Source organism: Spirochaetota bacterium, from assembly GCA_040756435.1.
Taxonomy (GTDB): Bacteria; Spirochaetota; UBA4802; order UBA4802; family UB4802; genus UBA4802.
Window position 1 is genome coordinate 1 of the sequence record JBFLZD010000047.1, and the last position, 24,906, is coordinate 24,906.

Here is a 24,906-nt window from a genome sequence, read left to right on the forward strand (position 1 = left end):
TGAGTTGAGTTTTTCCTGCAATGATCGTATTTCATCTTCGGTCAATTCCTCAGGGTTATTGGGCATTTTATCTTTATCTATTAAAACCTTATTCCTGTATGAAAGCAACACCTTCTGATCGTCAAATAGTGGGTTATATACTTCAGTAATTCCCGAAAGTGAATAAACAACCGTTTGCGTTGTGGTTTCAGCTTCCTGTGATTCACCTCTTTGAATTTTTTTTATCTTTTTGTTGATAGTTTTCTTTTTGCCCACTTTTGTTTCATCTTCAGCCTGTGTTTGGATAACTTCAAAACCTAAATCAGTTCCTCTAATAGCAGCAAAAGCAGTTGGTGTTTTAACCTGCAGATCATGTTCTTTAAATAATTTATCAAATTTTCCATATAGTGAACCAGCATGGACATTCAGGCTCAGTTTCCGTACTGTTAATGCATCAATTGACATTTCAGAATTTCCTGATAATTGAATTGCTGTATTGTCATGTAACCGTATGTCCATTCGTGAATCAGGATCGGTTTTTATTTCATAGCCTTTATACAGTGTTTGTCCCACAACTGCCACTTTCCACTGCGCTTTAGGGTCTTCACGAAAGTATGCATCTCCAATGATAAATGTTATTTTGGGGTTTGTCTGTACCAAAACAGGGTAGCGGATAAGTATATAATCAGTTATTAAAAGATATGCAATAAAACCAGAAATGAGAATAATAACACTAATGATTCCTACAGTAATAATTCGTTTCATATATCATCTCCATTGTGTAAAATATTTATGGTATCCAGGGTATTCATAACAATATTTGAAAATATTAATCTATACATAACTATTACCTGAATGAATAGTAAATAATGTAATAAAAGTCAATAATTAAAAATTTAAAGAAATTATTACACACTTTTTTTCTTTTATGAAGATGAGAATTAATTTGAAGAGTACATTAAAATCAGGATCAAATGATGAAAATTTTCATATTGTAAAACCAAAGTATTGGGAAAAGACACATTCTGGCAATGTATATCAATCCTCATAATGGATAAATACAGTAGCTTCATATTACACAGTATTATACAATTTAATAATATTATAAAATAATTGACATATATAAGGATATACAATAGTAATGGATTAATATATTTTTACTATCGGAGGAAAATATGAGAACTGCTTCTATTGTGTTACTGACAGTATTAACATTTACCATGCTCCTGGTGTTTACTATTTCTTATTCACCAGCCCAGAATGCAATGCTTTTCTTAAGCCCTGAATTTGCAAAAATGGTATGCGATGCCTGGAATCAGAGTGAGCTACCTCAACAATTGGGGACTAAAGAAGCTGGGGGCAATAACTGGATACTGACCGAAAACAAATATACAGGTGAAGTAAGAAATAAGCAGGTTTTAGTAATGTCCCGTAGGGATTGCAGTGCAATGCCTAAGGTACAGCTCACTATTGAAAATAAAAATGGGAAAGCTGTGTGTACCTATGGCGGAGCATTAACCGAAAGTTATGAAAAGGCTGAATGGGCATTTGCTCCTACGACAGTACAGTGGTATAAATTTGCTTCAGGAATCTGGGGTTACATGCAGATGCCTGGAATCATGAAAGGTTTCCGTGGTCCCATGTTTGTGGCTCGTGCTAATATTGGCAACTTTGGCACATTCTGGAAGATAGTTGGCAAAGTTGCTCAGCAAACAAATGCCGATTATAAAACAAACTGCAATTTGACCAATGATGATGTTGAGGATATAGAAGAGTATATGAAAAATATTAAGTAAAGGTCATATTGCAAAACACAGTGGCGAAGGAAATCGTTGATAGTTAATATCCTTCGCCCTATTTCACCATTTCACGCAAGTCCTTTGCAAACAGTAAAGGAACAATCGTTATCAATATTAATATAGCCGATACCGTAAATATTTCGGGTGTTGGGATAATGCCCGGTTTACCATCGACGGTTGTCCTGATGCCCCATGTATCGGCAACTATCGCCCCAATAAGAGGACCGGGTATCATGGTAAATGCTACATAGAACAATGTAAAATATCCTGCAAACTCGCCTCTACGCTCTTCGGGGAAAAGGTCCTTGCTCCAGGCACCTGTTGCGGTCATCCATATAGTCTGGGCTATTATCCACATGGTAGCTAATATCCCGATAGTTATCGGTGACCGTGCAAAAGAAAATGCAATTAATGATACTGAAATTAATAGTACTGCAAACACTGCAATGGGTTTACGACCAATTTTGTCAGCTAAAATACCTGCTGGCAGTGACGCTAATATCCCACCAACCAGTATTGAAACGGCAATCAGTATCGATGATGTTGCAATATCTATTTTTAGAAAATGTTTCAGATAAATTATTAAATATGGGAAAAACACATTGAAAGCCATTCCCCAAAATCCAATAGCAAGCAACACATATAATAAATTTTTATTTTGCCTGAGTGCCTGAGTATTGAGGCTTTGTTGAATACGTTTGAGCAATGGCTCTCTGACAGGAACTATCGCCCTTTGTGGCTCAATTGCTGCAATGCCACCAGCTATACCTGATATAAGCACCAGCGCACCCGCAATGCCAAAGAAAATAAAATAGCCAAATTTTTCAACAATAGGGCCTGATGTGCCATAAACAAGCAACAGTGCAAACCATGTTGCAAGCGATAGTAACCCTTGAGCTTTCCCACGGTTAGTGTCACTGGTGACATCAGTCAGGTAGGCATTGTATACCGCATCATACGATGTGGAGCCAAAAAACGTCATGAGCGAATCCAAAAATATTACAACCCACGCTGCAAGAAGCACTGGCTTAATCCACTCGGCCATAGGTATAACCCAGATAGAAACGCTCCACGCTAAATAGCCGTAAAGTAAGAATGGCTTGCGCTTGCCAATTGAATCAGAGAAAGCTCCCATAACAATTGCGGTAATAGTGGCAGTAATGGCTGAAAGTGCCACCATAATGGAAACATACCGTGGATCAGGGATTATTCTGTCATAGAGAAAAGTGTTGAAAAACTGATTTTCAATTGCCCATGCAATCTGTCCGCCCAATCCAAGAAAAAATAATGAGATATTAATGCGGGTTTTCATGATTAACTCCTGATTTTATATGAGTGTGTACGTAACATCGTAACACAAATTGCATTAGCGCACTTTTTTTCCTTTGAATAGATTTTTATCAATGCCAATAAGTGAACCATATTGTACATTGGATTTATTATGCAGTACCCACACCGGCACAGGTAATGGTATTCTTTTACCCTTTTCTGAATACCAGTCATCTCCCTCTTTAAGATTTTGTTCTTCATTTCTATCTGCAAAGTATTTTGACCACAGAGAGGGATTAAATTCTTCTATAAAGATGCCATTGTCGCTAAACGTTCCATGAATTATCATTCTTCCTTTAGAACTATCGCCACCACCTGGAATGTATTCTGCTTTTTCTATTGTGCCTTTAGAAATCATATACCTTTGAGGATTTTTCAGATAACCAAAAATGTCAGAATTGATGATTTCTTTTAAAAACATTTTTACCATGACATAACAAATGACAAAAAATAATATGCTCACTCCAAAACCAATCCAGAGCTCCTTACTGGCAAATGATTTCATATTCCACATATTCCATAAAAACCAGCAACCAGCAATAGCGCAAAGACCAGTAAATACAGAGCAAAAAAGAATTGCTACAAAAAGCCCAGAATAATAATGCATGAAGATTTTTCTGATTCGCTGCCTATTTAAAAGCTCTGATTCTTTTTCGATGAGTAGATGTTTAAATTTTGTATACATTGGGTTTCCTCATATTTGCTAAAGATTTATATAAAACAATGAATCGATAGAATAACAATCAAGAAAATATGGACTTATTATTTTTTAAACGGTAAAAATTTGAAAAAAGCTTTTAATAAAAAAAGCTCTCTATACAGTGTTGGCTAAAAACACAAGTATAAGAAGATAAACATATAAAATTAGTAGGTATTATCTTGAATTTGACATAGAAAGTCAACAACATTGCCACAAAAACAGTTACAATGAAATGGACAAAGCATAAGAAGCAAGCAAATGGATTGAAACTACATTCGGCATCAAATGGTAGTTGCATTTCATAAGGTTTGCAGCTTAAAAATGGAATTCCATGCAATTGAAATATTTAACTGGACAATAAAGTGTACAATTGCTTAAGTTGATGATGCAAAAAGTCTTAATATAATTGCATTAAGCGCTTATTTCATTTTTTTGCTATTGATGTCACCAATTAATAAGGTCGTAACGGTAAGGGTGCTGAGGGTTTTGTATATTCGTATTCTAAGCTTATATGTGCATCATTTGCAATTCCATACAATTACCCAATAAACATTTTAAAAATGATTTGCAATTTTTCGGTTAAGGAATTAACAGTATATATGAAATGAAATAAACCAATCTCTTCATTTATTTATCAATCTACTCAGAAGAGATTGGTTTTGAAATAGTTATTGTAATTTCATTTCCTTCATAAGCTTAGGAACGATATTATTAACGCATGAGGCATATCCATCCATTAATTTTTGAGCATTATTTTCTTTTAATTCATCCATATATTCATCAAAATCATATAATTCTCTTAATGATGTTTCCCATACAGCTTTGCTCAATTCAACATCAGTCATAGTTGATTTACATTGAATGTCAACATAATATTTGGCAATCATTAAAGCACCTCGAGGTCTTCTGCCAATGCCAAATGTAATTTTGCTTATTATGACTATATTTGTATTATATTTTGTTTTTAAATCATTTAAAGTAATTTTTTTATTATTTAAGTTTTCTATATCATCTTTGGTTGCCATAATTATTGTGTAATTTGGAAATTCTTTTTTTAATGACTGAATGTATAATTCATTTAATTTTGGTGAAAATTCAGGAACAATCTTATCAATAATTTCTTTATTTTCAGATTCAAATGATTTATTAAGTGCTGAAGCTAAACCCACAGCTAATAAACTCCCCCCACCATAGCTACTATTTGTATACAGAACATTTACTTGAGGGTCAGTATCTAATACTACTAGAACATTTTCTTTAGCTGCTAAATACTTTGGATCCATTTTCATAGTTGTACTACAACCAAATAACGTTATAATAGAAAGTGCCAGAAAAATCACAAAAATTTTGTTATGCATATATGCTCCCCCTTTTTTGATAAGTGATTTTATTGTTTTATTAATTGTTTTTTGAAAAAATATCTGCGTTTTTATCTTGAGCTGGCAGCAGATATTTGTATTTTTTAATAAATTTATGGGTTTATACAATAAAATATATTATAAGTCAAGTTAAAAATATCTCATGTTGAAAAATTTTCTGTTGCACAGCATTTTTTGAATGGCTCTATGCTCATTACCTGTTATATATTATACGGTTTTATGAAATCCTCCATACGTGTTGTATGAATGAACAATCACTTTATTGAATGTGCTCTTTATAAGGCTATATTTTTTATTTTGTGTTATACTCCATTGTTGAATTTGCCTGGTTTATTTTTTCCCTCCATATAATTTGTAGTTGAAATTTTTTCTGATAGTACTATTATATTTTTACATATATACTTTGGAGGAAACACATGAATATAGAAACTACCACCTGTATTGCCTATGAACATTTAGAGCTTTTACAAGAAAATGCCGCTATCCGTAAACTATCGCTTCATACGTTTATTATTAATTTCATAAACTATGTGCTGTCATATAAACACATCCCGGTAAAAAGTTATTCACGATTGAGATATAGAAAGCGGTATCAAACGTGGAAACGGGTACATCTGTATTTGTACGAGAATGAGTATGAGTTTGTGATGGATGTACGGAAAGTTTGTAAGATGTCGTTAGCAAAGGTTATAGCCTATTGTGTTGAGAATTATCTATATGATTTTCTTGAGGCATTAGACAGTGAAGATAATACCGATAACTATCGTTTTAGTGGCTACACATTTTCATTTTATTTAGAAGAAGGCATACCCTGTTGTCAATTTTATTGGGGACCACCCCCAGAATTGGTGAAACTGGCCACCCAATAGCAGTCAAAACTAAAGTAACTATCCTAATAGATAGCATACTTAACATACGTATATTTTTACGCGGCTAAAAGTCTATCTTCATACTGTCGTTTATAGTGCAGTTATTATCAATAGATAGAGTCGCCTTCCCTGCGCCTTGTTTCAGCTTTATAAGTATTTATCATATATCGATATCAATATCTACCAGATACTTATACACCAATATTGCCACTATACCTGCTAATGCTATACATTGACTATTGTTATCAGCTGAACCCTTCCGGAACTTTCGCTACCACCAAATAAATTGATGATACATTAGACTATGCTTTCTGCAATATGTGGCTTTACTTATGCCATTTGCTTTGTAGTGTTTTGATTGCTATTCCTAACATTTGTGCTTGGTGTGATATGTTGATGTGTTTTCTTTTCCTCCACTTGCAAATTTTTTTACTTTTCATACTAAATTATTTCCCCCTTTTTAATATAGAATAATTTGACTTGTAAATCCTAACTAATGAACATCTTTATTTATGTATTATGTGTGCATCATTCAATCAGAAACAACGTGACTATATTATGTTGGTTCAACAGGCAATCTTGAACATAGGATTGAACAGTATAATACGCATAGATATGATGGATCAGAATATCAAAGAAAGCAGGTAAAAAATGGGAGATAGGATATGTCAAGATATATGAAACAAGGGGAGAAGCCGTTAGGAGAGAAAAACAGATAAAAGCCCAAAATAGCAGAAAAAAAGATAGAACAGCTTAAATAAATTAAAAAATGAGAAGGATGTGGATTCTAATAGATAATAAAATTTTATTGACAGAAACAGGTAGTTATTTTTATGGTCAGAAGTGTATTTTGTTAAAAAAAATTTTTTTTGAAAAAGCTTAATTATAGAGTAAAATAATAAGCAATATTCCCCTGTAGCTCAGCCGGTAGAGCGAGTGGCTGTTAACCACCAGGTCGCAGGTTCGAGTCCTGCCGGGGGAGCATAAACCTATCGGTAACGATGGGTTTTTTTATCCACACCAGGAGGATCAGTAATCCATCACGTCATCCCAAGAAATTGAGATTAATTATATAAACTTCAACTCATAATCCTTGCGCAATGCGTTTTTCACAAATTCTATTTCAGGATAGCCTAGTGCTAATACAGCATGAACGCGGTTACGTTTTGGGATATGTAATTTTTCTTTTATGGAATGGGCACTATTAAGTGTTGCAGAAGCATATCCAATAAAGCATGTTCCAATCCCCATTGAGTGAGCAACAAGCGCTATATTATAAGCTGCATACTGACCATCCTCTACAGGCATACTCCCTTCCATATCACTGTGGACAATAATTACGCAGGGAGCATCATGAAACAAAAGGTCTTTGCCTTCCTTAGCCCTTTCCAGACCCAATTTGACTGATTCATAATTATTTTTGTAGTAATGAAGAATTTTTTTACCTGCAAATACTATTGATACATATCTGAGTAAGAAATTCCCAGCAATGTTATTAAGCTTAATAAAAAAATTTTTTATTTCCTCAGCCAGCATCAATACCTTTCCCCTTCCATTGATAACAACGAATTGCCAGCGCTGGCAGTTGCTTGCTGATGGTGCAAGCACAGCAGCTTCAATCAAGTCATGGATTATTTCTGTGCTTATTGGATCTGCTTTGAATCTTCGCACACTTCTCCGTGTGTGAATAAAGCTTATTATATCAAATGGTTTTATTTCATTTTGGATCAATGCTGTATGCCCAAATGAAAACTCAGGCTGTTTTAACTCGTTAAAATGTATAGCATTAAATTTACATACACAGTAGCAATGTGAACAAAGAATGCAATCATCATGCACAATCACAATTTCGTTGTTTTGTAATGATAATATCTCTTTTGGACATATGTCTACGCATTTTCTACACAGTGTGCATTTTTCCTTATCAATGATTGGACCAGTCAAGAGTTACCTCCTCAGGAAATAATATATCGTAATTGTCATTCTTAATTATATTCTGAATCTTTTACCACACTACAATCCTGAATGAAGTTTGCCCAAAATTAATGGGAATTCAGGATGAGTTTGATTGTCATTACGGACATAATACGGAATATTTCATATGACCTCAGATTATCAATTTATTCTGAAATAAATTATTCACAAGGCTTAGAATAACCTTTGCTGAAAAATAATTGTATAGTACGTTTACCGATAATTTCAAAACAAGAGCTTTTTGCAGTCATAGACAACTTTCTATATGAACTATTTTATTTTTTATTCCCAAGTCTCTTCGTTAAAATCAGCAATAATCTCCCTGACAAGGAGATGGATTAAGGGTAAGGTTGAAGCTATTTTCTTATCATGGAAAATCTTTTGCACATTTCTGCATACATTGATCAAATGCAACCTTGCATGCAGCTTTTTTAGCCTCATCCTTCTTTGCATCTTCAAAACATTTCTTTTTTGCTTCTACACATGATTGTTCACATGCTGCCCGTTTTGGATTTAATGAAATCCCAATACTGTACTGGATAGCAGCAAACAATAAAGCAACCACTACTGTCATAATAATGACTTTTTTCACGGCGCCCTCCTTATTATTTATCATTTATAGTTACTTTGTTACTTATTATACTTTTTACCATAAAAAAGTGCAACAATTTTAATAATGAAAATATGCTCTGTCTCCCCTTTTTTTAGGACAGGATTTTTCTTTCAGCAATTATGTTGGGCATCTTTCACAATTTTTTATTTACATCATATTGCTCTGACCCCAAAAATCCCATTATCGCTCCAATAACTCAGCGCACTCTGCGTGATGCATCAGTTTGTCTCACGCAGAGACCGCAGAGATGGGGAGGGTAAGGCTCTGACCCCTTACAATAATGTCACCCCCTACGGGGGTTTTTAGTCAATGACAGTATGTCATCCTGAACCTGATTCAGAATCTACTCACAACGCTCTGACCTTACAATAATATCACCCCTTCGTGGGTTTTGTAGTGAATAACAGCATGTCATCCTGAACCTTGTCCTGAATTTATTTCAGGATTGATTCAGGATCCACTCGCAAGGCTCTGACACTACAAAATACCACTACAGCAGCATACAGGCATATTTAGATGAAGATGCCGATGTAGAGGTGCCAATAGACCATCATGAGTATTTTCTAGAGCTGGGGGGAACCTTTGCCAAAAGGGTGGCTTTGTTCATGAAGTATGAGGAATATTATAAAACGAAGTATCCCATGATACTTGAGTGAGTGTGAAAAAAATGAAAAAAGGGGCAGAGTATATACTGGATACTTAATGAAATCACAATAAATTAAATTCTTTCAGTATTGCATATACCTTTTTATCTACTGTTGCCAATTTTCTAAAAGCTGCAAGTGCACTCTAAATTTTCTTCTCATTAGCGTTAACCTTTTCTTCTACAGGTTTTAAAAAAGTCTTTCTATCCCAAAATGCAAAACCTAACGTTGCTGAGGTAATAGCAATAAATATCGCTGTCAAAATCCATAGAAAAGTTATAATCTGCTCAAAGCGTTTCTCTATCTGGTCAAATCGTTTATCTATCTGCTCAAAGCGTTTATCCATTTCATTTATCTTAACTTCCAGTCGTATTATACGATCTCTATCTTCCAAAGTATAGGGAACATCCTTTGAATAGGCAGCACTTATATTAAACAACATTATAATTATAATTATTAAATAATACTTTTTCATAATCCTCTTTCCCATTGTATAAATATACTTTTATTTTATTTTACTGTCAATCTATTTTTATGAAGCTGCAACATTTCTCTATAAGGGGCTGCCTATTACCAGCAGCCTCTTATAGAGCATTTATATCTTTTCCAGTAACTATCGCCTACCTGTAATAAGGTCATAGAGGCGTGATAGCGAACATACATACCCAAATTCATTGTCATACCAAAAATTGAGGTCAACCATAGTATAATAATTATCACCGCGTTTTGTGGTTCGGTGATGGGTAAACTCAGCATCATAGATAGTAGAATAGGTACTGCCTATTATATCTGAGCTGACAAGCTGCTTTTCAGAGTAATACATAATATCAGGATTCTTTTCTGAATATTGCCTGAAAATGTTATGGATGTATTTATTGTCATAATCACCAAGCAGTGAAACATCCAATATAACGATAGAACCGGTATTCACCGGAACACGTATTGAAGACGCCTGAGAACCAATACCCAATGCCTGTACTTCCGGGATAACTTCCAGCACCGCTTTGGCAGCACCGGTGCTTGTTGGTATCATGTTGTTTAATATGCTGCGACGTTTGCGGGTGTCCTTATCACCATCCTTTGGCAACACATCAAGTGTTGACTGTGAATTGGTGACCGCATGGACAGTGGTCAAGGCATACGAGATAAACTTGTCGCCAAAATGGTCAACCAGCGCTTTTATTGGTGGTGCGCAGCAATTGGTGGTGCACGATGCGTTGGAAATTATGGCATGTTTATTGCCATCAAATTTGTCAAAGTTAACTCCACCAACCACGGTTATTGAATCTTCAGGAATCTGTTTGCCTTTATCTTTTACTTTAAACGGTGCAGTAAGGATAACCTTCTTTGCATGGTTTAGATGTCCTCTGAGTGAATTGTCATCATTTCGCGTTGGGTCAAGCATCTTCCCGGTGGTATCAAAAACCACGTCAACACCGTATTTATTCCAGGGTATATTGCCTGGCACACGAAATTCAGACTCATTGAGCCAGACAAGCTTCACACCATTGAGATATACATGACCATCTTTAACTGCAACCGCATTTTTTCCGTTAAATCCACCAATGAATGCATCAAAGGTGCCATACGTTGAATCATATTCAAAATAGGTAGCTAAATCCTCTAACGATGTACCCGTTTTTCTACCGGTGGCAATGACAATTTCTTTATGCTGCTTTTTTGCAGCATACAGCCATACTAATAGCTTTCCAATTCGGCCTATGCCCATTACACCAATTGGTGCATCAGGTGATACTGCCATAATAATCCTCCATGTGCTTGTATTGTGTTATTATATCAAGCAGGACCTAATCCCATACCCAGTGTTTCTATATATAAGGGAACTTCTAAAAAATGTTTCATAGGATGTTCCCTTATGGGCACAATATAATTTAGGATAAAACCGCTTTCAATTATGTTAATAATTTTGGAAGAAAGCAGTTTTTAGATGTGCCCATAAATTAAATTAATTATTGATAAAAATAATGTAAAATTTACCCGTCTTTAGCCAATTGAAAAAGGTAGTTTAAATTTTTCAAGCTTTTTTATATATAGTATTTTACCGGTGAGCTTTACGGGTAGCATGATATCCCAAATACACATGGCCGGTATTGCCATCAATAGTAATAAAATCACCTTCTCGGATAATTATTTTGCCACCATGTTCACGGTTTATAATTGCTATATGTTCATCTTCCACTATTTTCATTATGGAAAAGTCGCTAACACCTGATTTTTCAAGCCTGCGCATTTGCAACACTGCATGTGACGTCATACCACCAACAGATGTCAATATTCCATCTGATTTCTGTAATCCTATTACATCTTCAGGGTTGGTTTCGGGCCGTATTAAAATTATTTTATCTTTAGGATAGTGCATACGCATCATCTCTATACGATTTATATCAAACACTGCTCTTCCTGACACTGCCCCACCTGAAGCTGCCAGACCCTGCCCAAGAAGATACTCTTGAAGCTGTTGTGGTGTTTCAACCAATTCTTCAATGTCAAACATGTGTTTTGCCATACCACGGATTTGCAGAATATACAGCTTTTCGTTTTCAAAGGTAAACTCCACCTCAATGTCATTATCCCAGCGTTTGCGCAGCCGTGTAACTGCATCCCGTAATGTTGCATAATGCGCAGGATAGGCCTTTTCCATTGATGGATACAGGGCAAAGCGCGCAAATTTTAATTTCTGCTGCTCGCTTATAGGGAATACCTTTGCAACACCACTGACAATATCATGCCCCTGGGCGCGCGTTTTATATTCACCTGATATCTGCACATCCTCATACTCAATATACTGGCTGTGCACAACACCGGTGATAGATGTTGGTGAAAGGTTACCAAAAACCATCCGCTGAACAATAACCGCTGTACCCCAGTCATCGGATAAATTTATAAAGCGGCGATAGTTCTGCGCAATAGCCGAATCCCATGATTGATACACTGCGATGATGGCATAGAACAACTGTTCATACGGATCTTTTGGTACAGAATAACCTGCTTTATTAATGGCAAAGCGATATTTACGTGTGAGCAATGACATCTGCTTACCATTGAGCTTTTCTTTAAGATCAACGCCCGCTTCATCCTTTGCCTGAGCCATGAGGTTTTCAAAGATATGCCTATCCATACCAAAAGCTGAAATTGCAAAGTCATGAATTACACGCCGATAACAATCCCATGCAAACCACTCATCATACTGTGCAAAGTATGGCACAATGTCTTCGGTCATGCCCACATTGGTGATAGTATCCATAACACCCGGCATTGAAAAAACTGCGCCGCTGCGAACTGAAACAAGTATTGGATTTTCAGGATTTCCAAACCTATAGCCGGTAAACTCATCGATATATTTTTTCAACATGTATATGAGCTTTCGCTTAAAGCGTGGATTGTTGATGTTGCCATCTTTAATACGTTTATATAATTCCGAAGAAATAACAAGGCCTTCAGGCACATTTATGCCATCAATATTTGCTGCAATGATTAACCCTTGTGCTTTGGCACCAACCTCCCACAGCGGAGCGTAGAGTGCCGTTTCATCATGTGCCCCGCTATATTTCCCAATTATGTGGACAAGTCTGCCTTTATGTAAACGTGCATCCACTTTATTGAGAATAATTACATTGCCCAAATATGACAATTCATGAATAAGATTGTCTTTTAGTTTGAGCAAAAGATTGTCCAAAAGCTGCAATAACGGGGATTGCATCACCCTGTTACGTAAAAACCTGTCCACAATAACTTCAACGCTTGCAGGTTGATCCGGTGGAATAAAATCAGAGATTATATTTTCAATGCCAATATTTTTAATTGCAATACGGCTTACCGATTTAAAGGTATCATTAAACCTATCAGAAATTTCACCATGAATAACCAGCAGGCTATAAATAACATCTCGAAACTGAGTTAATGTCAAATTTGGTGCATCAAGCAAGCTTGTCACAGCCCTCATCTCATGATTGGCAAGGCCATCTATCTCAAAAGATTGTATAAACAGCTTAATAACACGTTTGATTGCGTCATAGTCAACTTTCTGATGGGGATAAATGTTTATATTTTCAAGTATCTTTTCAAAAAGAAGCAGGCGTACAATATTGCAGTGAAAAAATACTTTCAGTGTATCAAACTTCTTTTCTTTGTATGAGCCATACATGGAAGGTATACCAAACGCAATATGGCGCTTAAACTCAATGGTATCAACTGGCTCAAACACCTGTGGGGATAGCAAAATATCATTTTTTAATGCATGTTGCAGTTCAAGGATAGCTTCAAGTGCGTCAAAATTATCATTGCCTTCAATTCGTTTGAAAAAGTTTTCTGGTGGGCTGAAAAGATTTTCCTGTGCATATTGATGAAGCTTTTCTATTGCACGTATATCAGAAAAATTGTATTTATCAAAGATCATCCGGTACACATGAAGGAACGTTATAAACTTCTCTATATTGACATTTGAAACATCTAACTTCTGTACATTCTCAAACATCTTCCTGAATTCATCATCCGGTATCTCATATAAAAATCGCCATATCTGCCTGCGTGAGGTATCTATATCAAACATGCCTGCAATATGATGCAGCATTTTGGTCATCTCAGCCGGGAACTGTTTGTCAAAATATTCCACTATACACTCAATAGCGTCTTTTTTTTCATCTTCATCCATTCCTTGAAATGTATGCTGCGCTATTACATCCATAAAACGCTTTTTGCCAACCTTGTAGAAGAAATCCCAGAATTTTTCACCTACCAGTTCAGGGAAATAGTGACGTATTTCGGTATATATTCTTCGTGCCACTGACTCATTGTCTAAATTGATAAGCCTAAATGTATGCTCAAGGTTGTTATATACTTCCTGCGGTACCATGCCTTTTAATAGCTCTTTGTCACCGGTAAGCCAGAAGTCCATCACGCGCTGCAATAGCACCACAGTGCGACTGCTTGATTCAACATGCACCTGCTTGCGCACAAAATGTATGAGGTCATTCATCTGGTGATTGGTATCAACACGCTCGGTAAACGCACGGATATTGCCAGTGGCGCCAATATCGTGGTAAAAGGCAGGAAAGACAGCAGCCAATGAAATAATAAGATAAAACACATCCCTGTAATTGCTGTTTAAAAGCCGAGATATATCACGTTGAAACACATCAGTGTCTTTTAAAAACACACCGCCTAACGTTAAATTGGCAATAAGGCTTGCCGCCAGGCGCTTCATATATACCGGATTAAGTTCAATGAGCTCAAGCCACGTACGAATATTGGCAAGGTGACTTGCATTCACCATAACCGACCAGTCCTGTGCAATGCCGGTAAACTGTGGAAAACAAAATTTTGCATGCACCAGAATATCAACAAAAAGATTAATAATCTGCCGGTTATCCGACTGTACCACCGTTTTGCCAATGTTCAGGATAGTTGCAAATGCTGCATTGTAATTGCCACCTCGCTCAATCTCAGCTACAAGTACGGGCACTACCATCTGCACAACCTGCCGCAGAAGCACAAAACGTTGTTGTTGCACCAGTACACCGCATAGCGAAGCAACACTTCGTGATATGTACAGCTGAAGATTTGCATCCCTGCCCTCCTGCGATTTTTTAACCAGAAACGTAAGGAGCACCAGCACCACATCATCATATTCAATAACATTCTGCGCAATACAGTCTTTTGCCGCATTGCATATTTTTTCCCAAATCACTGTGTTGTGGTGAAAATCAATGAGCTCTTTAATTTCAGCAAGCAGTGACACCCTGTCTTTTTTACTGTTTTTTAAAGCTTTAGCTTTTTTTAATTTTTCCTGATACGATTTCTGAGTAACTGATTTAACAAGCTGCTCAAGCTGTCGCAAGTGTTCATGCTCAATACTCCACAGGTTTTGCAGTGTATACACATCTTCATCTTCAACAATTATACTTCGTTCAACATATAATTTAAATTGGTTTGCAATAATCTCAATGCACAGTTCAAAAAGCTTTTCATTAATTTTTTTTCTTTTAAGCGATAGTTCCAGCAATTGCAGTATCCTTAGATTCACATCCTCAAGATAAAAGCCATCTAATGTATCAGCAATGAGTAACTGACAGAAGTCTATTGCTTCACTGTCAAACATGGCAGTGACATTTTCCAGGGAACTATCGCCCTCAATTTCTTTTTTAATTAAAAAGAGATAGCGATCCAAAAAGGTATCAGCAGCACGCAGCGTTGAACCACGTTTGCGTACTGTTGCTTCTTTAAGGTAATGGAAGATAACTGGCAATACTTTATCACTGTGAGGAACAATATCATACATGTAATCATACAGGTAGGCTCTGAGTTCGGTGACCATGTACTTCCAGTCGATATTGGGATGGGTCATCTCGGCAACCAGGTTTTTTGCTCTATTCAAGGCACCAATCTTGTGCTCAACCGGTAGCAATATATTATTGACATCGTAGATTTCGTAGTCCATAGGCTTACCCTTCAAGACTAAATAGTGTGATAGCAACCAGCATTATTAAAAATATAGTACAGCAGACGGGCATGTCAATTATTTTAAATTATACTTGACAAAAGCTTTTATTGCTACTACATTTTATTTTTAGTTGAAAATTATAAGGATTATATCGGTTTACAAATTACTTTTACGAGTGGCAATTTTTAATAGTATACTTTTATATATACAGATACTAATAACAGGTATCTATCAACTACCTTACTGAAACCCTCACTTACATCCTCTGAATCTGTATAAATACAAAACATATTTACAGTGCACGATAACGTTTGCTTATTATTTCTGTTAATTGTCTATGCTTCTATAAGGTTTTGAGCAGTTTTTAACAATGCTCACAAATGCACCATGACGAGTGGTTATGTGTGTTAGTGGTATTGACACAGTGTATTGAACTGATGATGCAAGCAGTATTGTGGCAGAAAGAACATCTATAACAAAACTTACACATTTTCGGAGGCTATCATTATGAAAAAAATATCGTTTTTTTTAATTTATACTCTTTTACTAATATCCATTCCGGCCTTTGCCCAGCAGAGCAATTTTATGATTTCACCACCTCCAATCCCCTGGTTTGAATTTAAAGAGGGTCAAAAAGACTTACGAGTTACCGCTACGGGAATGTACATGACCGGCGATGTTAATGATACAAGTGGCGCCATAACCGGTGACGTAGAAGTATGGGGTGGCGGTCCGGGTGGTATTTACCGCTATGCCTTTAAAGATATCTTTGCCTTTGATGTTGGACTTACATTAATTGGTGCAGCAGGGGATATTGGCAATGAAGTTGATATGAGCATGTGGCTTGCTTCATTGCCAGTTGACCTTGAAATACTACTGGTAAATAATGATCAGATATCAGCCATTTTCTTTATTGGTTTTGGCTTTTCATATAATTATATAGGGATTGAATCACAGGTTCCCGGATATGAAGGAACCGTTGATATGACCACCACACTGAAAGGCCCACAAGGAGGAATTCAGGTTAGCTTTAAATTACAGGATTTTGCCATAAGCCCATTTATAATGCTCACACGACAAGCAGGTAAAGCAGACATAGATTATGATATAGGGTCTGATTCAGGGTCAACGTCATTAAGTGTACAAACTACTACAATACGTTATATTGGCTTTGACATTATTTATGTGCCATTAGGGCTTTCACTGAGCTCCCTTATGCAGCAGGCAAGCCAGAGTGGCGATAACGAGGGATACAAAACCTATGTAATCAATATAGGTTATTGCACCCAGTTATAGTGTATCAGGATATTACTTTCATAACACAAAATGTTTATGAAAGGATATTAATATTAAAAAATTTTCTGGAGGTTTTTATGAAGTATATGGTAAAAGTTGTATTAGCTTTACTTGTCAGTGTATCCATGGTATCGTTTGCCTTTGCAGCGGGTGATTTACAAAACAGAACAAGAGATATTGGACTTTTTGGCGGCGTTTTATTACCAGGTACAATTAGCATTGAAGATGTTGACGTTGATACCGAGATGGGTTTTACGTTAAAAGCTTACTTTGACCAGTTTGTTTCACCCATGTTTGCTGTGGGTGTATATGGACAGTATTGCAATACAACAATAACCTATGGGGATTTAGAAGCAGGCGCTGATATGTATGAATTTGGCCTTTCCTTTAAACCTAAGTTTATGATATCACCTGATGCTGCCCTCAAACCAGGACTTGAAATTGGATACCGAAAGTCAAGCCGGGAATCTTTAGCACCTGGAGATACTGATACTGATGCTGATGGATTAGCAGTAAACTTTGCAGCTGAACTTCAGTTTATACTGTCAAATGACTATGTGTTAGGACTTACCTTTGGATTCATTGCTCAGCCTGCAGGTGGATCAGAGAATGCAGACGTTACATGGGCTCCAATATGGTACGCAATGGCAGGCATTGTATTTTAATTAATACAACTTGCGCACCGTTTTTACGGTGCGCAAGAATTTTATTTACACAACCTTCTTTTCCTGCTTACTTCGCTTTACTGCAAATTGAATCTGTCCGTTCTTATAATCAACCACCACGGTATCATCATCCATTACTTCCCCACCTAAAATCTTGACCGAAAGTGGATTGAGTAAATGTCGTTGCAATGCACGTTTCAATGGACGTGCACCAAACTGCGGATCAAAGCCTACTTCAACTAGATAATCCAATGCTTTGGGCGTAAGCTCCAGGCTTATACCGCGCTCTTTTAAACGTTTGCCCACTTCATTGAGCTGAATCATAATAATCTTGTTGATATGCTCGCGTGTCAACGGGTTAAATATGATGATATCATCAATACGGTTTAAAAACTCTGGCTTAAAGTGCTGCTTTAACTCCTGCTGCACTCCTCTTATGCGCTGTTCATATGGTATGGATGTATCCGAGATATACGCTGTGCCAATATTGGATGTCATGATGATAAGCGTATTTTTAAAATCAACCGTGCGCCCTTTTGAGTCGGTAAGGCGTCCTTCATCCAGTATCTGTAAAAAGATATTGAATACATCAGGATGCGCTTTTTCAATCTCATCAAAAAGCACCACTGAATATGGTTTTCGCCGTATTGCTTCAGTTAACTGCCCACCTTCTTCATAACCAACATAGCCGGGTGGTGCACCAATAAGGCGAGCAACCGCATGCTTTTCCATATATTCGGACATGTCAATGCGCACTATGGCCTTTTCATCGTTAAATAAAAACTCGGCCACAGCTTTTGCCGTCTCGGTTTTACCAACACCCGTTGGTCCTAAGAAAATGAACGAGCCAATTGGCCTGTTTGGATCCTGCAAGCCTGAGCGTGAACGGCGCACTGCATCAGAGATAGTCTGTATTGCCTGCTGTTGGCCCACCACACGTTTCTCAATAATTGCTTCCATTTTTAAAAGCTTTTCTTTTTCGCCTTCAAGCATCTTGCTAACCGGTATTCCAGTCCAGCGTGAAACAACAGCAGCTATCTCCTGCTCGGTAACTTCTTCTTTTAAAAGCTTTCGCTCTTTTTGAATCTGCGCCAATTTATCATTCAGAGCTTTGAGCTTCTTTTCTTGCTCAATGATTTTGCCATAGCGTATTTCGGCCACCAGATTAAGATTGCCCTCGCGCTCAGCTTTCTGTTCCTGTGCACGCAGGTTCTCTATCTCTTCTTTTATTTTGCGAATTTCTAAGATGATATTCTTTTCATTTTGCCACTGTACGGAAAGCTCCTTCTTCTTTTCATTAAGATTAGCAAGGTCTTCTTCAATCTTTGCAAGACGTTCAAGGGATGCTTTATCCTTTTCTTTCTTCACGGCTTCACGCTCTATAGTTAGCTGTCGTATTTTGCGCTCAATCTCATCAAGCTCAAGAGGCATTGAGTCAATTTCCATCTTTATAAGTGAAGCAGCTTCATCAATTAAATCAACAGCCTTGTCGGGTAAAAAGCGGTCGGTAATATAGCGGTTTGATAGCACCGCAGCGGCAACAACAGCCGAATCTGAAATCCTCACACCATGATGCACCTCATAGCGCTCTTTTAAGCCTCGCAATATGGCGATAGTATCCTCAACCGTAGGTTCGCCAACATACACTGGCTGGAAGCGGCGCTCTAATGCCTTGTCCTTTTCAATATATTTTTGATATTCATTTAAGGTTGTTGCACCAATACATCGCAGTTCACCGCGCGCCAGGGCAGGTTTTAACATATTGGATGCATCCACCGAACCTTCAGCTGCACCTGCACCAACCAACACATGAAGCTCATCAATAAAAAGTACAACATCGCCTTCAGACTCTTCCACTTCTTGAATAACAGCTTTCAGGCGCTCTTCAAACTCACCACGGTATTTAGCTCCTGCAATGAGTGCTCCCATATCAAGGGCAACCACACGCTTGTTTTTAAGGCTTTCCGGTACATCACCGGCAACAATACGCTGTGCCAGCCCTTCAACAATGGCAGTTTTTCCAACGCCAGGCTCACCAATCAGCACAGGGTTATTTTTTGTCCTGCGCGATAGCACCTGTAAAACACGGCGTATTTCCTCATCCCTGCCAATAACAGGGTCAAGCTTATTTGCCCGTGCCAATTTAGTCAAATCTCTGCCATAACGCTCAAGAGCGTTATACTTGTCCTCAGCGTTTTCATCGGTTACCCGTTTATTGCCACGTATATCAGCAAGCACACGTAAAATATTTTCCTTTGTGAAACCATGCGAGTTTAATATATCGCGTGCCTTGTTTTTCCCGGTTGTGGCAAGTCCTAAGATAAGGTGCTCGGTACTCAGGTATTCATCTTTCAGAGCAACCGCTTCATTCCAGGCATTGTTCAACACATCACGCAAATCGGAAGACATGGTACCACCACCAGGGCCGGCACCATACTGCTTTGGCAATGACTGAAGAGCAATGGTTACCTCATGCTTTATATCATCAACACCAGCACCCAATTTCTGAGCAATGGGCCTGAATATGCCATCTTCCTGATTTACCAGCGCATATAATAAATGCTCAGGATAAATTTCAGGGTGATTGTATTGCGTTGCAATATTTTGTGCTTCATATAACGCATTTTGCGACTTTAACGTCAGCTTGTCCATGCGCATAGATTAATCCTCCATAGATAAAAAATAAACACTTCATGGAGAGTGCTAATGCAGGAACCTATAACAGAAAAGAATTGAGATTTATATATATTCCCCTGCCGCCACAGGAAGCAGAGATTTATAAAACTTCTATGTATAATAAATATACTCAATTTATTTCCAATCGTCAAGTGTTATTTATTTCGTATATCCTGATGGTTACCATACATCATAACCTGTTTAACCGTAACAGGTATAAACCATACCGGCGGATTAAAAAGGCCTCTTGAAAAACCTTTACCTTGAATAATATCTTTAAGCGTCATTTTGAGCATGGCAGGTATATGACTTCCCGGCACACCCACCACAGCAACCGGCAGCAACCCCACCCCATATGGAGCACCAGTATCCTGTTTTGGTGAAATGCCCACATACATTCGTACATTTTGATTCTGCGTAAGATATGATAGTACACCTTTATCTGCAACTGGAAGCCACAGCGAATATCCGCCATCTGACAAAAGCACCCGTGCTATTTCCTTTCCCTGTACAACGCTTGCTTCTGCTATCATCTGGCATATATCAATGATATTGTTTTCCAGTTCATCGGTGTTAAGAATTTTAATGGACGATAGTTTTGGATATAGTGACGATAACTCATACGGAGAAGCAGTTGTACCAAACACCTCTGCCACAAATGGCTTTGCTGCTTTCGTTTTTGTTGTCACACCGTTTTTCCAGCGCACACCAGCATCACCGTGAAACAACCTCCCCGCTTCGTAGAAGACATCAACTGGATTGCCACTGACATCATACATGCGCTGATGGTAGGTTATATCATAGTAACTATCGCCCAATTGTGAAAGCGCAACACGGTCAGCATGCGTTAAGGTGCCGGTGCCAATAGCATAGATGCTGACATTATTTTTTTTAAGGATAAAGCGTAGTGTACGCCCTTCATTGTAATTGCATGAGGAAGCTGCCAGTATAACACACAACTTTTTTGCATCCTTGCGCCAGGGTATTCCCTTTGCAATATAGGTCAATTGTGGCGCAATGGATTTTACAATTCCTTTGTTTAGCGATAGTTCTTGTAAGTGTTCATCCAGTGTTGTAGCACTGGTAATTGCATACGTTCCAAGCTTTTTTGACTGTGTAAGCATAGGCACAATGTAGACACGCATATCAGACCAGTTATCGCTGATACTATCGCACAGTGCAATAATGCCGCGCTTTATGTCTTTCCACTCTCGCTGTGCACTGTACGAATTATCTACAAGAAAGACAACATCATATATACTTTTTCCCGCTGCTACTGTACTGTCAGGAATAGTAAGGTACAGTGAACGCATCTCAGTGTTTGCCAGTTCAAACAACGTATCAGCATATTCGCTGCACCGTGAAACTATTTTTTGTGTGGCAACGTCATACACTATACTTTTAACTGCAAATCCTTTTTTTGTTTTGGTCAGTGTTCCAATCTGTATGCGGTCAATATAGCGGGATTTGCCCAACAAATCCAGCGCTTCACTTCCCACAACTCCCTGCGGGTCAATGGAAAACTCTTTTAAATCTTTCTCAAGAAGGTCATGCGAATATATAGCAATACCTTTCTGAATATACATTGCCAGTGAAACCAGCCTGGCATATTCAGCACCTAAAGCTTCATCATAAGAGCTATCGGCACTTTCCACCTTATAGGGAAGCACCGCAGTGTCAGCAAACAACGGTGATGAAACAAACAAAATGAGAATGAAAGACGTAATGTAATATTTGTTTTTCATACTGTATTTTTTAAATTTACTGTAATTTGTATTAATGTATCCTTGTTATAAAATCACAATAATTATTGTACTGAATCATTGTAAACGGTCAACTATTATTCATTTATTTGTTGCAATGATAATGCTTGAAATCAAACCATTATTTATTCTTGAGTCAATAGAATGTATCCATCCAAACCTTTAGCCTTTTTGAAATACTCAGTTATGATCTTATGAGTAAGCATAGATGAGCTTCATTCTATATACCGTAACCAGGCAGATTATTAGTAAGCTTATCCACGTAATGGTACTCTCATCTGCATTAATGTAATCCATTCAGTATTCTATGTTTTAATAGATAAAAGCATGGAAGCATTTTTATAAAACAGCATATCTTCCAGTTTTTTATTGCCCCTGCATGCTAATTTCACAGTTTTAATTGCGGGCGGCCTGCATCCAAACGGCCAGCCCATACGTACAGTTAAGGCCAGCCTGGCTAATGCTTACAAGGTCAATACCATCTTTCTTTTGTACAACTTTCATAGGTATAAGTTTGCCACCATCATATTCAAGTATGTTTCCTAAATGGCTGTGTATATCAATAATCATGGTAGGCACTTAATATTGTTTTGCAATATAGCAGAGTGTGTATCATGTTTGGCATGATTTTTTTACAAAGTATACATACACTTTTTACTTGAGGACATTTAACGATAACTATCGCTCAATATATTCATTTTTATCCTTTTGCAGTGATATCATTGAAAAACCACTCAATTATATGAAATGCAATAACATGTGAACCCGTCAAAAATTATTTTTCCCATAAAAATTTCTTGATTTTTTGTTTTTTACGAATAACAATGAATATATTATTGTACTTTATTTGCATCATTGTATCATTTGCGTTATTGCAACACATCATAGTAGTAAGAGGTATTAGTGATCAAAATGAATAAAGAATAGGGAGGAAGAATTATGAAGCGTTTTGTGTTTTTACTTTCTTTTGCTCTATCATTTATTTTTTTAGCGTACCCCCTGTATGCAACAACAGTTGCAATTTCGGATTTAAGTGTTGAAAGCGCCAATCCATCGTATAAATACATTGGCAAAGGTATAGCCGAATTAATTTCTTCAGAATTGAGTAAGTCTAAAGATGTTACAGTTATAAGTCGCGAAAAAAGAAGTGAAATAATTAAAGAAGTTGAATTTGCTATGCTAACCGGCGAAGAGCAAATCCAGATGGGAAAAATGCTTTCAGCTCAATATATAGTTAGTGGTAAAATTATTGATATGGTGGAAAGTGTATTGATAACTGTCACCGTTACCGATGTGCAAACAGGTAAAGTAGTATGGCAGGATAAACTTACTGAGAAACTTTCAAAGTATGAATATATAAGCGCCTATTTTGCAAAAGGTATATTACAGGCACTCAATACAAAAACCGATACAACAACCATTGCAAAAGTTGAAAAGAAGCAGGAAAAGAATGAAAATGCAGTTGTGGCATTATCCAATGCTATTAACGCAATTGATAAAAATGATACTGAAAAGGCCCGCGCACAACTACAAAAAGCAAAAGATTATGACCCGGAAAACGAGGTTATCTTAGATTATTTAGCCAAACTATCGGTTACTTCTTCAAAATTTAAAGTTGAGCTGGATTTTTATGTACCATCACAAAATCCAGCAGTTTTAGGAACTATACAACAGGATAGAATATATTGGATTTTTACCATAAGCCAAAAAAATTTAGGTGGTGGAAACATAGAACCAGTTGATGTTGGTGATGGTTATAAGCTTGATGAATCTGGCAATGTAGTTAACAGGCTTGGATATGAATTCCCTATTGGCCAGCGTTGGGGGTTGAATGTAGAAGCCATGTTTGCAAATGTGGATCCAAAGATTGTAACTCCCTATACTTTTTACATTGAGAATGATCCAAACCCAACGCAAAACTTCCACCCCTTAGCTACTCATTATGGGGTAAGTATTGGTGTGGGGTATAGTATCAATGACTGGTTAAGCCTGGGAGGTTCTATTGCAGCATATTCAACATATGTTCGCCAGGAAGAAAATACCACCTATGATTTGCGTAAAGGCGGTGATGCATCTTTTGGAATTGGTTTTTTATTGACTCTATTAAATAAGCAATTATTTATTGATAGCTCGTATACATTTAACACGGAGCAGGAATATTATCTGCCACCATATACAAGCTCAACTCCTGCTGGTGAAAGAGTAGTATTAAATGCTCATTATCCTTCAATATGGGAAACTACAATTACTGGAGCTTTATTTAACCGCCGTGTCTTTGTAGTATTAAAACAGCTTACGGACTTTTATACCAGTGCAGGGGCCGCAAGCAAAGAATATGATCGTAATGGATGGGCAAGCCGCACCATCCCATCCATTGAAGTATGGCCTTTTACCTGGCTATCGCTGAGAGCTGGATATATTTATATGTATACCGATATAATGGAAAAGACCAACAGTGGGCAGGGAGGAATAGGAGGTATTACTTTAAGATTGGGGACATGGGATTTTGATGTCAACTATACTGTTATGGAACGTGTTTCACGATTACTTCCCGGTTATGAAACTACCGACAAGCGATTCTTATTCCAGCTAACAAAGCATGCTACTTTTATCACATCACGATAAAACGTTATACCTTCATTAGTTTAATATTTAATAAAGGGGCCGTCTAAAAAACGGCCTTTTTTATTGTTTAAACACAGCAATAATTCCTCAAAAAATTTCATAATGAATATAGTGTACACCCCCGCCGCCGAAGGC

17 protein-coding genes and 1 tRNA gene are annotated in these 24,906 nt (G+C 37.2%); 6 read left to right on the forward strand and 12 right to left on the reverse strand.

The window, feature by feature from the left end; translation table 11 throughout:
- Window positions 1–744: FecR family protein (locus tag AB1444_12425; GenBank protein ID MEW6527453.1), on the reverse strand; the 744-nt coding region annotated here is incomplete at its 3' end.
- A gap of 410 nt (window positions 745–1,154) precedes the next feature.
- Between AB1444_12425 and AB1444_12430 the strand changes: the two genes are divergently transcribed.
- A complete protein-coding gene (locus AB1444_12430; GenBank protein ID MEW6527454.1) occupies window positions 1,155–1,775 on the forward strand; it encodes a hypothetical protein in 621 nt (206 codons plus the stop codon).
- Window positions 1,776–1,833: 58 nt separating this feature from the next.
- On the opposite strand, the gene AB1444_12435 is transcribed toward AB1444_12430, so the two are convergent.
- The 3 genes from AB1444_12435 to AB1444_12445 form a co-directional block, all read right to left on the reverse strand.
- Window positions 1,834–3,090 (reverse strand): MFS transporter, encoded by a 1,257-nt coding sequence (locus AB1444_12435; GenBank protein MEW6527455.1) that lies wholly within the window; start codon window positions 3,088–3,090, stop codon window positions 1,834–1,836.
- A gap of 54 nt (window positions 3,091–3,144) precedes the next feature.
- Entirely contained in the window at window positions 3,145–3,792 is a 648-nt protein-coding gene (locus tag AB1444_12440; protein ID MEW6527456.1) for a hypothetical protein, read from the reverse strand.
- A 683-nt stretch (window positions 3,793–4,475) separates the two neighbouring features.
- Window positions 4,476–5,165 (reverse strand): hypothetical protein, encoded by a 690-nt coding sequence (locus AB1444_12445; protein MEW6527457.1) that lies wholly within the window; start codon window positions 5,163–5,165, stop codon window positions 4,476–4,478.
- Between the two features lie 437 nt (window positions 5,166–5,602).
- Between AB1444_12445 and AB1444_12450 the strand changes: the two genes are divergently transcribed.
- Together AB1444_12450 and AB1444_12455 are read left to right on the forward strand one after the other, a co-directional pair.
- Window positions 5,603–6,055 carry a hypothetical protein gene (locus AB1444_12450; GenBank protein ID MEW6527458.1) on the forward strand — a complete coding sequence of 151 codons (453 nt, stop codon included), beginning with the start codon at window positions 5,603–5,605 and terminating at the stop codon, window positions 6,053–6,055.
- 909 nt (window positions 6,056–6,964) lie between these two features.
- A tRNA-Asn gene (locus AB1444_12455) sits at window positions 6,965–7,037 on the forward strand.
- 86 nt (window positions 7,038–7,123) lie between these two features.
- Here AB1444_12455 and AB1444_12460 read toward each other — a convergent pair.
- From AB1444_12460 to AB1444_12480, 5 genes are all read right to left on the reverse strand, one after another.
- On the reverse strand, window positions 7,124–7,999 hold the full coding sequence (locus AB1444_12460; protein ID MEW6527459.1) for a nitroreductase family protein: 876 nt from the start codon (window positions 7,997–7,999) through the stop codon (window positions 7,124–7,126).
- 397 nt (window positions 8,000–8,396) lie between these two features.
- Window positions 8,397–8,621 (reverse strand): hypothetical protein, encoded by a 225-nt coding sequence (locus tag AB1444_12465; GenBank protein MEW6527460.1) that lies wholly within the window; start codon window positions 8,619–8,621, stop codon window positions 8,397–8,399.
- An 810-nt stretch (window positions 8,622–9,431) separates the two neighbouring features.
- Window positions 9,432–9,761, reverse strand: coding sequence for a hypothetical protein (locus AB1444_12470; protein ID MEW6527461.1), 330 nt, complete (start codon window positions 9,759–9,761; stop codon window positions 9,432–9,434).
- Window positions 9,762–9,899: 138 nt separating this feature from the next.
- A complete protein-coding gene (locus tag AB1444_12475; protein ID MEW6527462.1) occupies window positions 9,900–11,048 on the reverse strand; it encodes a glyceraldehyde 3-phosphate dehydrogenase NAD-binding domain-containing protein in 1,149 nt (382 codons plus the stop codon).
- Window positions 11,049–11,345: 297 nt separating this feature from the next.
- Window positions 11,346–15,743, reverse strand: coding sequence for a PEP/pyruvate-binding domain-containing protein (locus AB1444_12480; protein MEW6527463.1), 4,398 nt, complete (start codon window positions 15,741–15,743; stop codon window positions 11,346–11,348).
- A 510-nt stretch (window positions 15,744–16,253) separates the two neighbouring features.
- On the opposite strand from AB1444_12480, the gene AB1444_12485 reads away from it, so the two are divergent.
- Together AB1444_12485 and AB1444_12490 are read left to right on the forward strand one after the other, a co-directional pair.
- Window positions 16,254–17,042, forward strand: a complete 789-nt coding sequence (locus AB1444_12485; GenBank protein ID MEW6527464.1) for a hypothetical protein — start codon at window positions 16,254–16,256, stop codon at window positions 17,040–17,042.
- Window positions 17,043–17,119: 77 nt separating this feature from the next.
- Window positions 17,120–17,707 carry a hypothetical protein gene (locus AB1444_12490; protein ID MEW6527465.1) on the forward strand — a complete coding sequence of 196 codons (588 nt, stop codon included), beginning with the start codon at window positions 17,120–17,122 and terminating at the stop codon, window positions 17,705–17,707.
- Between the two features lie 45 nt (window positions 17,708–17,752).
- Here the strand turns inward: AB1444_12490 and clpB are convergent, their stop codons facing one another.
- The 3 genes from clpB to AB1444_12505 form a co-directional block, all read right to left on the reverse strand.
- A complete protein-coding gene (gene clpB / locus AB1444_12495; GenBank protein MEW6527466.1) occupies window positions 17,753–20,365 on the reverse strand; it encodes an ATP-dependent chaperone ClpB in 2,613 nt (870 codons plus the stop codon).
- Between the two features lie 173 nt (window positions 20,366–20,538).
- Window positions 20,539–22,128, reverse strand: a complete 1,590-nt coding sequence (locus AB1444_12500; protein MEW6527467.1) for a vWA domain-containing protein — start codon at window positions 22,126–22,128, stop codon at window positions 20,539–20,541.
- A gap of 414 nt (window positions 22,129–22,542) precedes the next feature.
- Complete coding sequence (locus AB1444_12505) at window positions 22,543–22,716, reverse strand: hypothetical protein (protein ID MEW6527468.1); 174 nt, start codon at window positions 22,714–22,716, stop codon at window positions 22,543–22,545.
- A gap of 369 nt (window positions 22,717–23,085) precedes the next feature.
- Between AB1444_12505 and AB1444_12510 the strand changes: the two genes are divergently transcribed.
- Window positions 23,086–24,771, forward strand: a complete 1,686-nt coding sequence (locus AB1444_12510; protein ID MEW6527469.1) for a CsgG/HfaB family protein — start codon at window positions 23,086–23,088, stop codon at window positions 24,769–24,771.
- Window positions 24,772–24,906 lie beyond the last annotated feature (135 nt).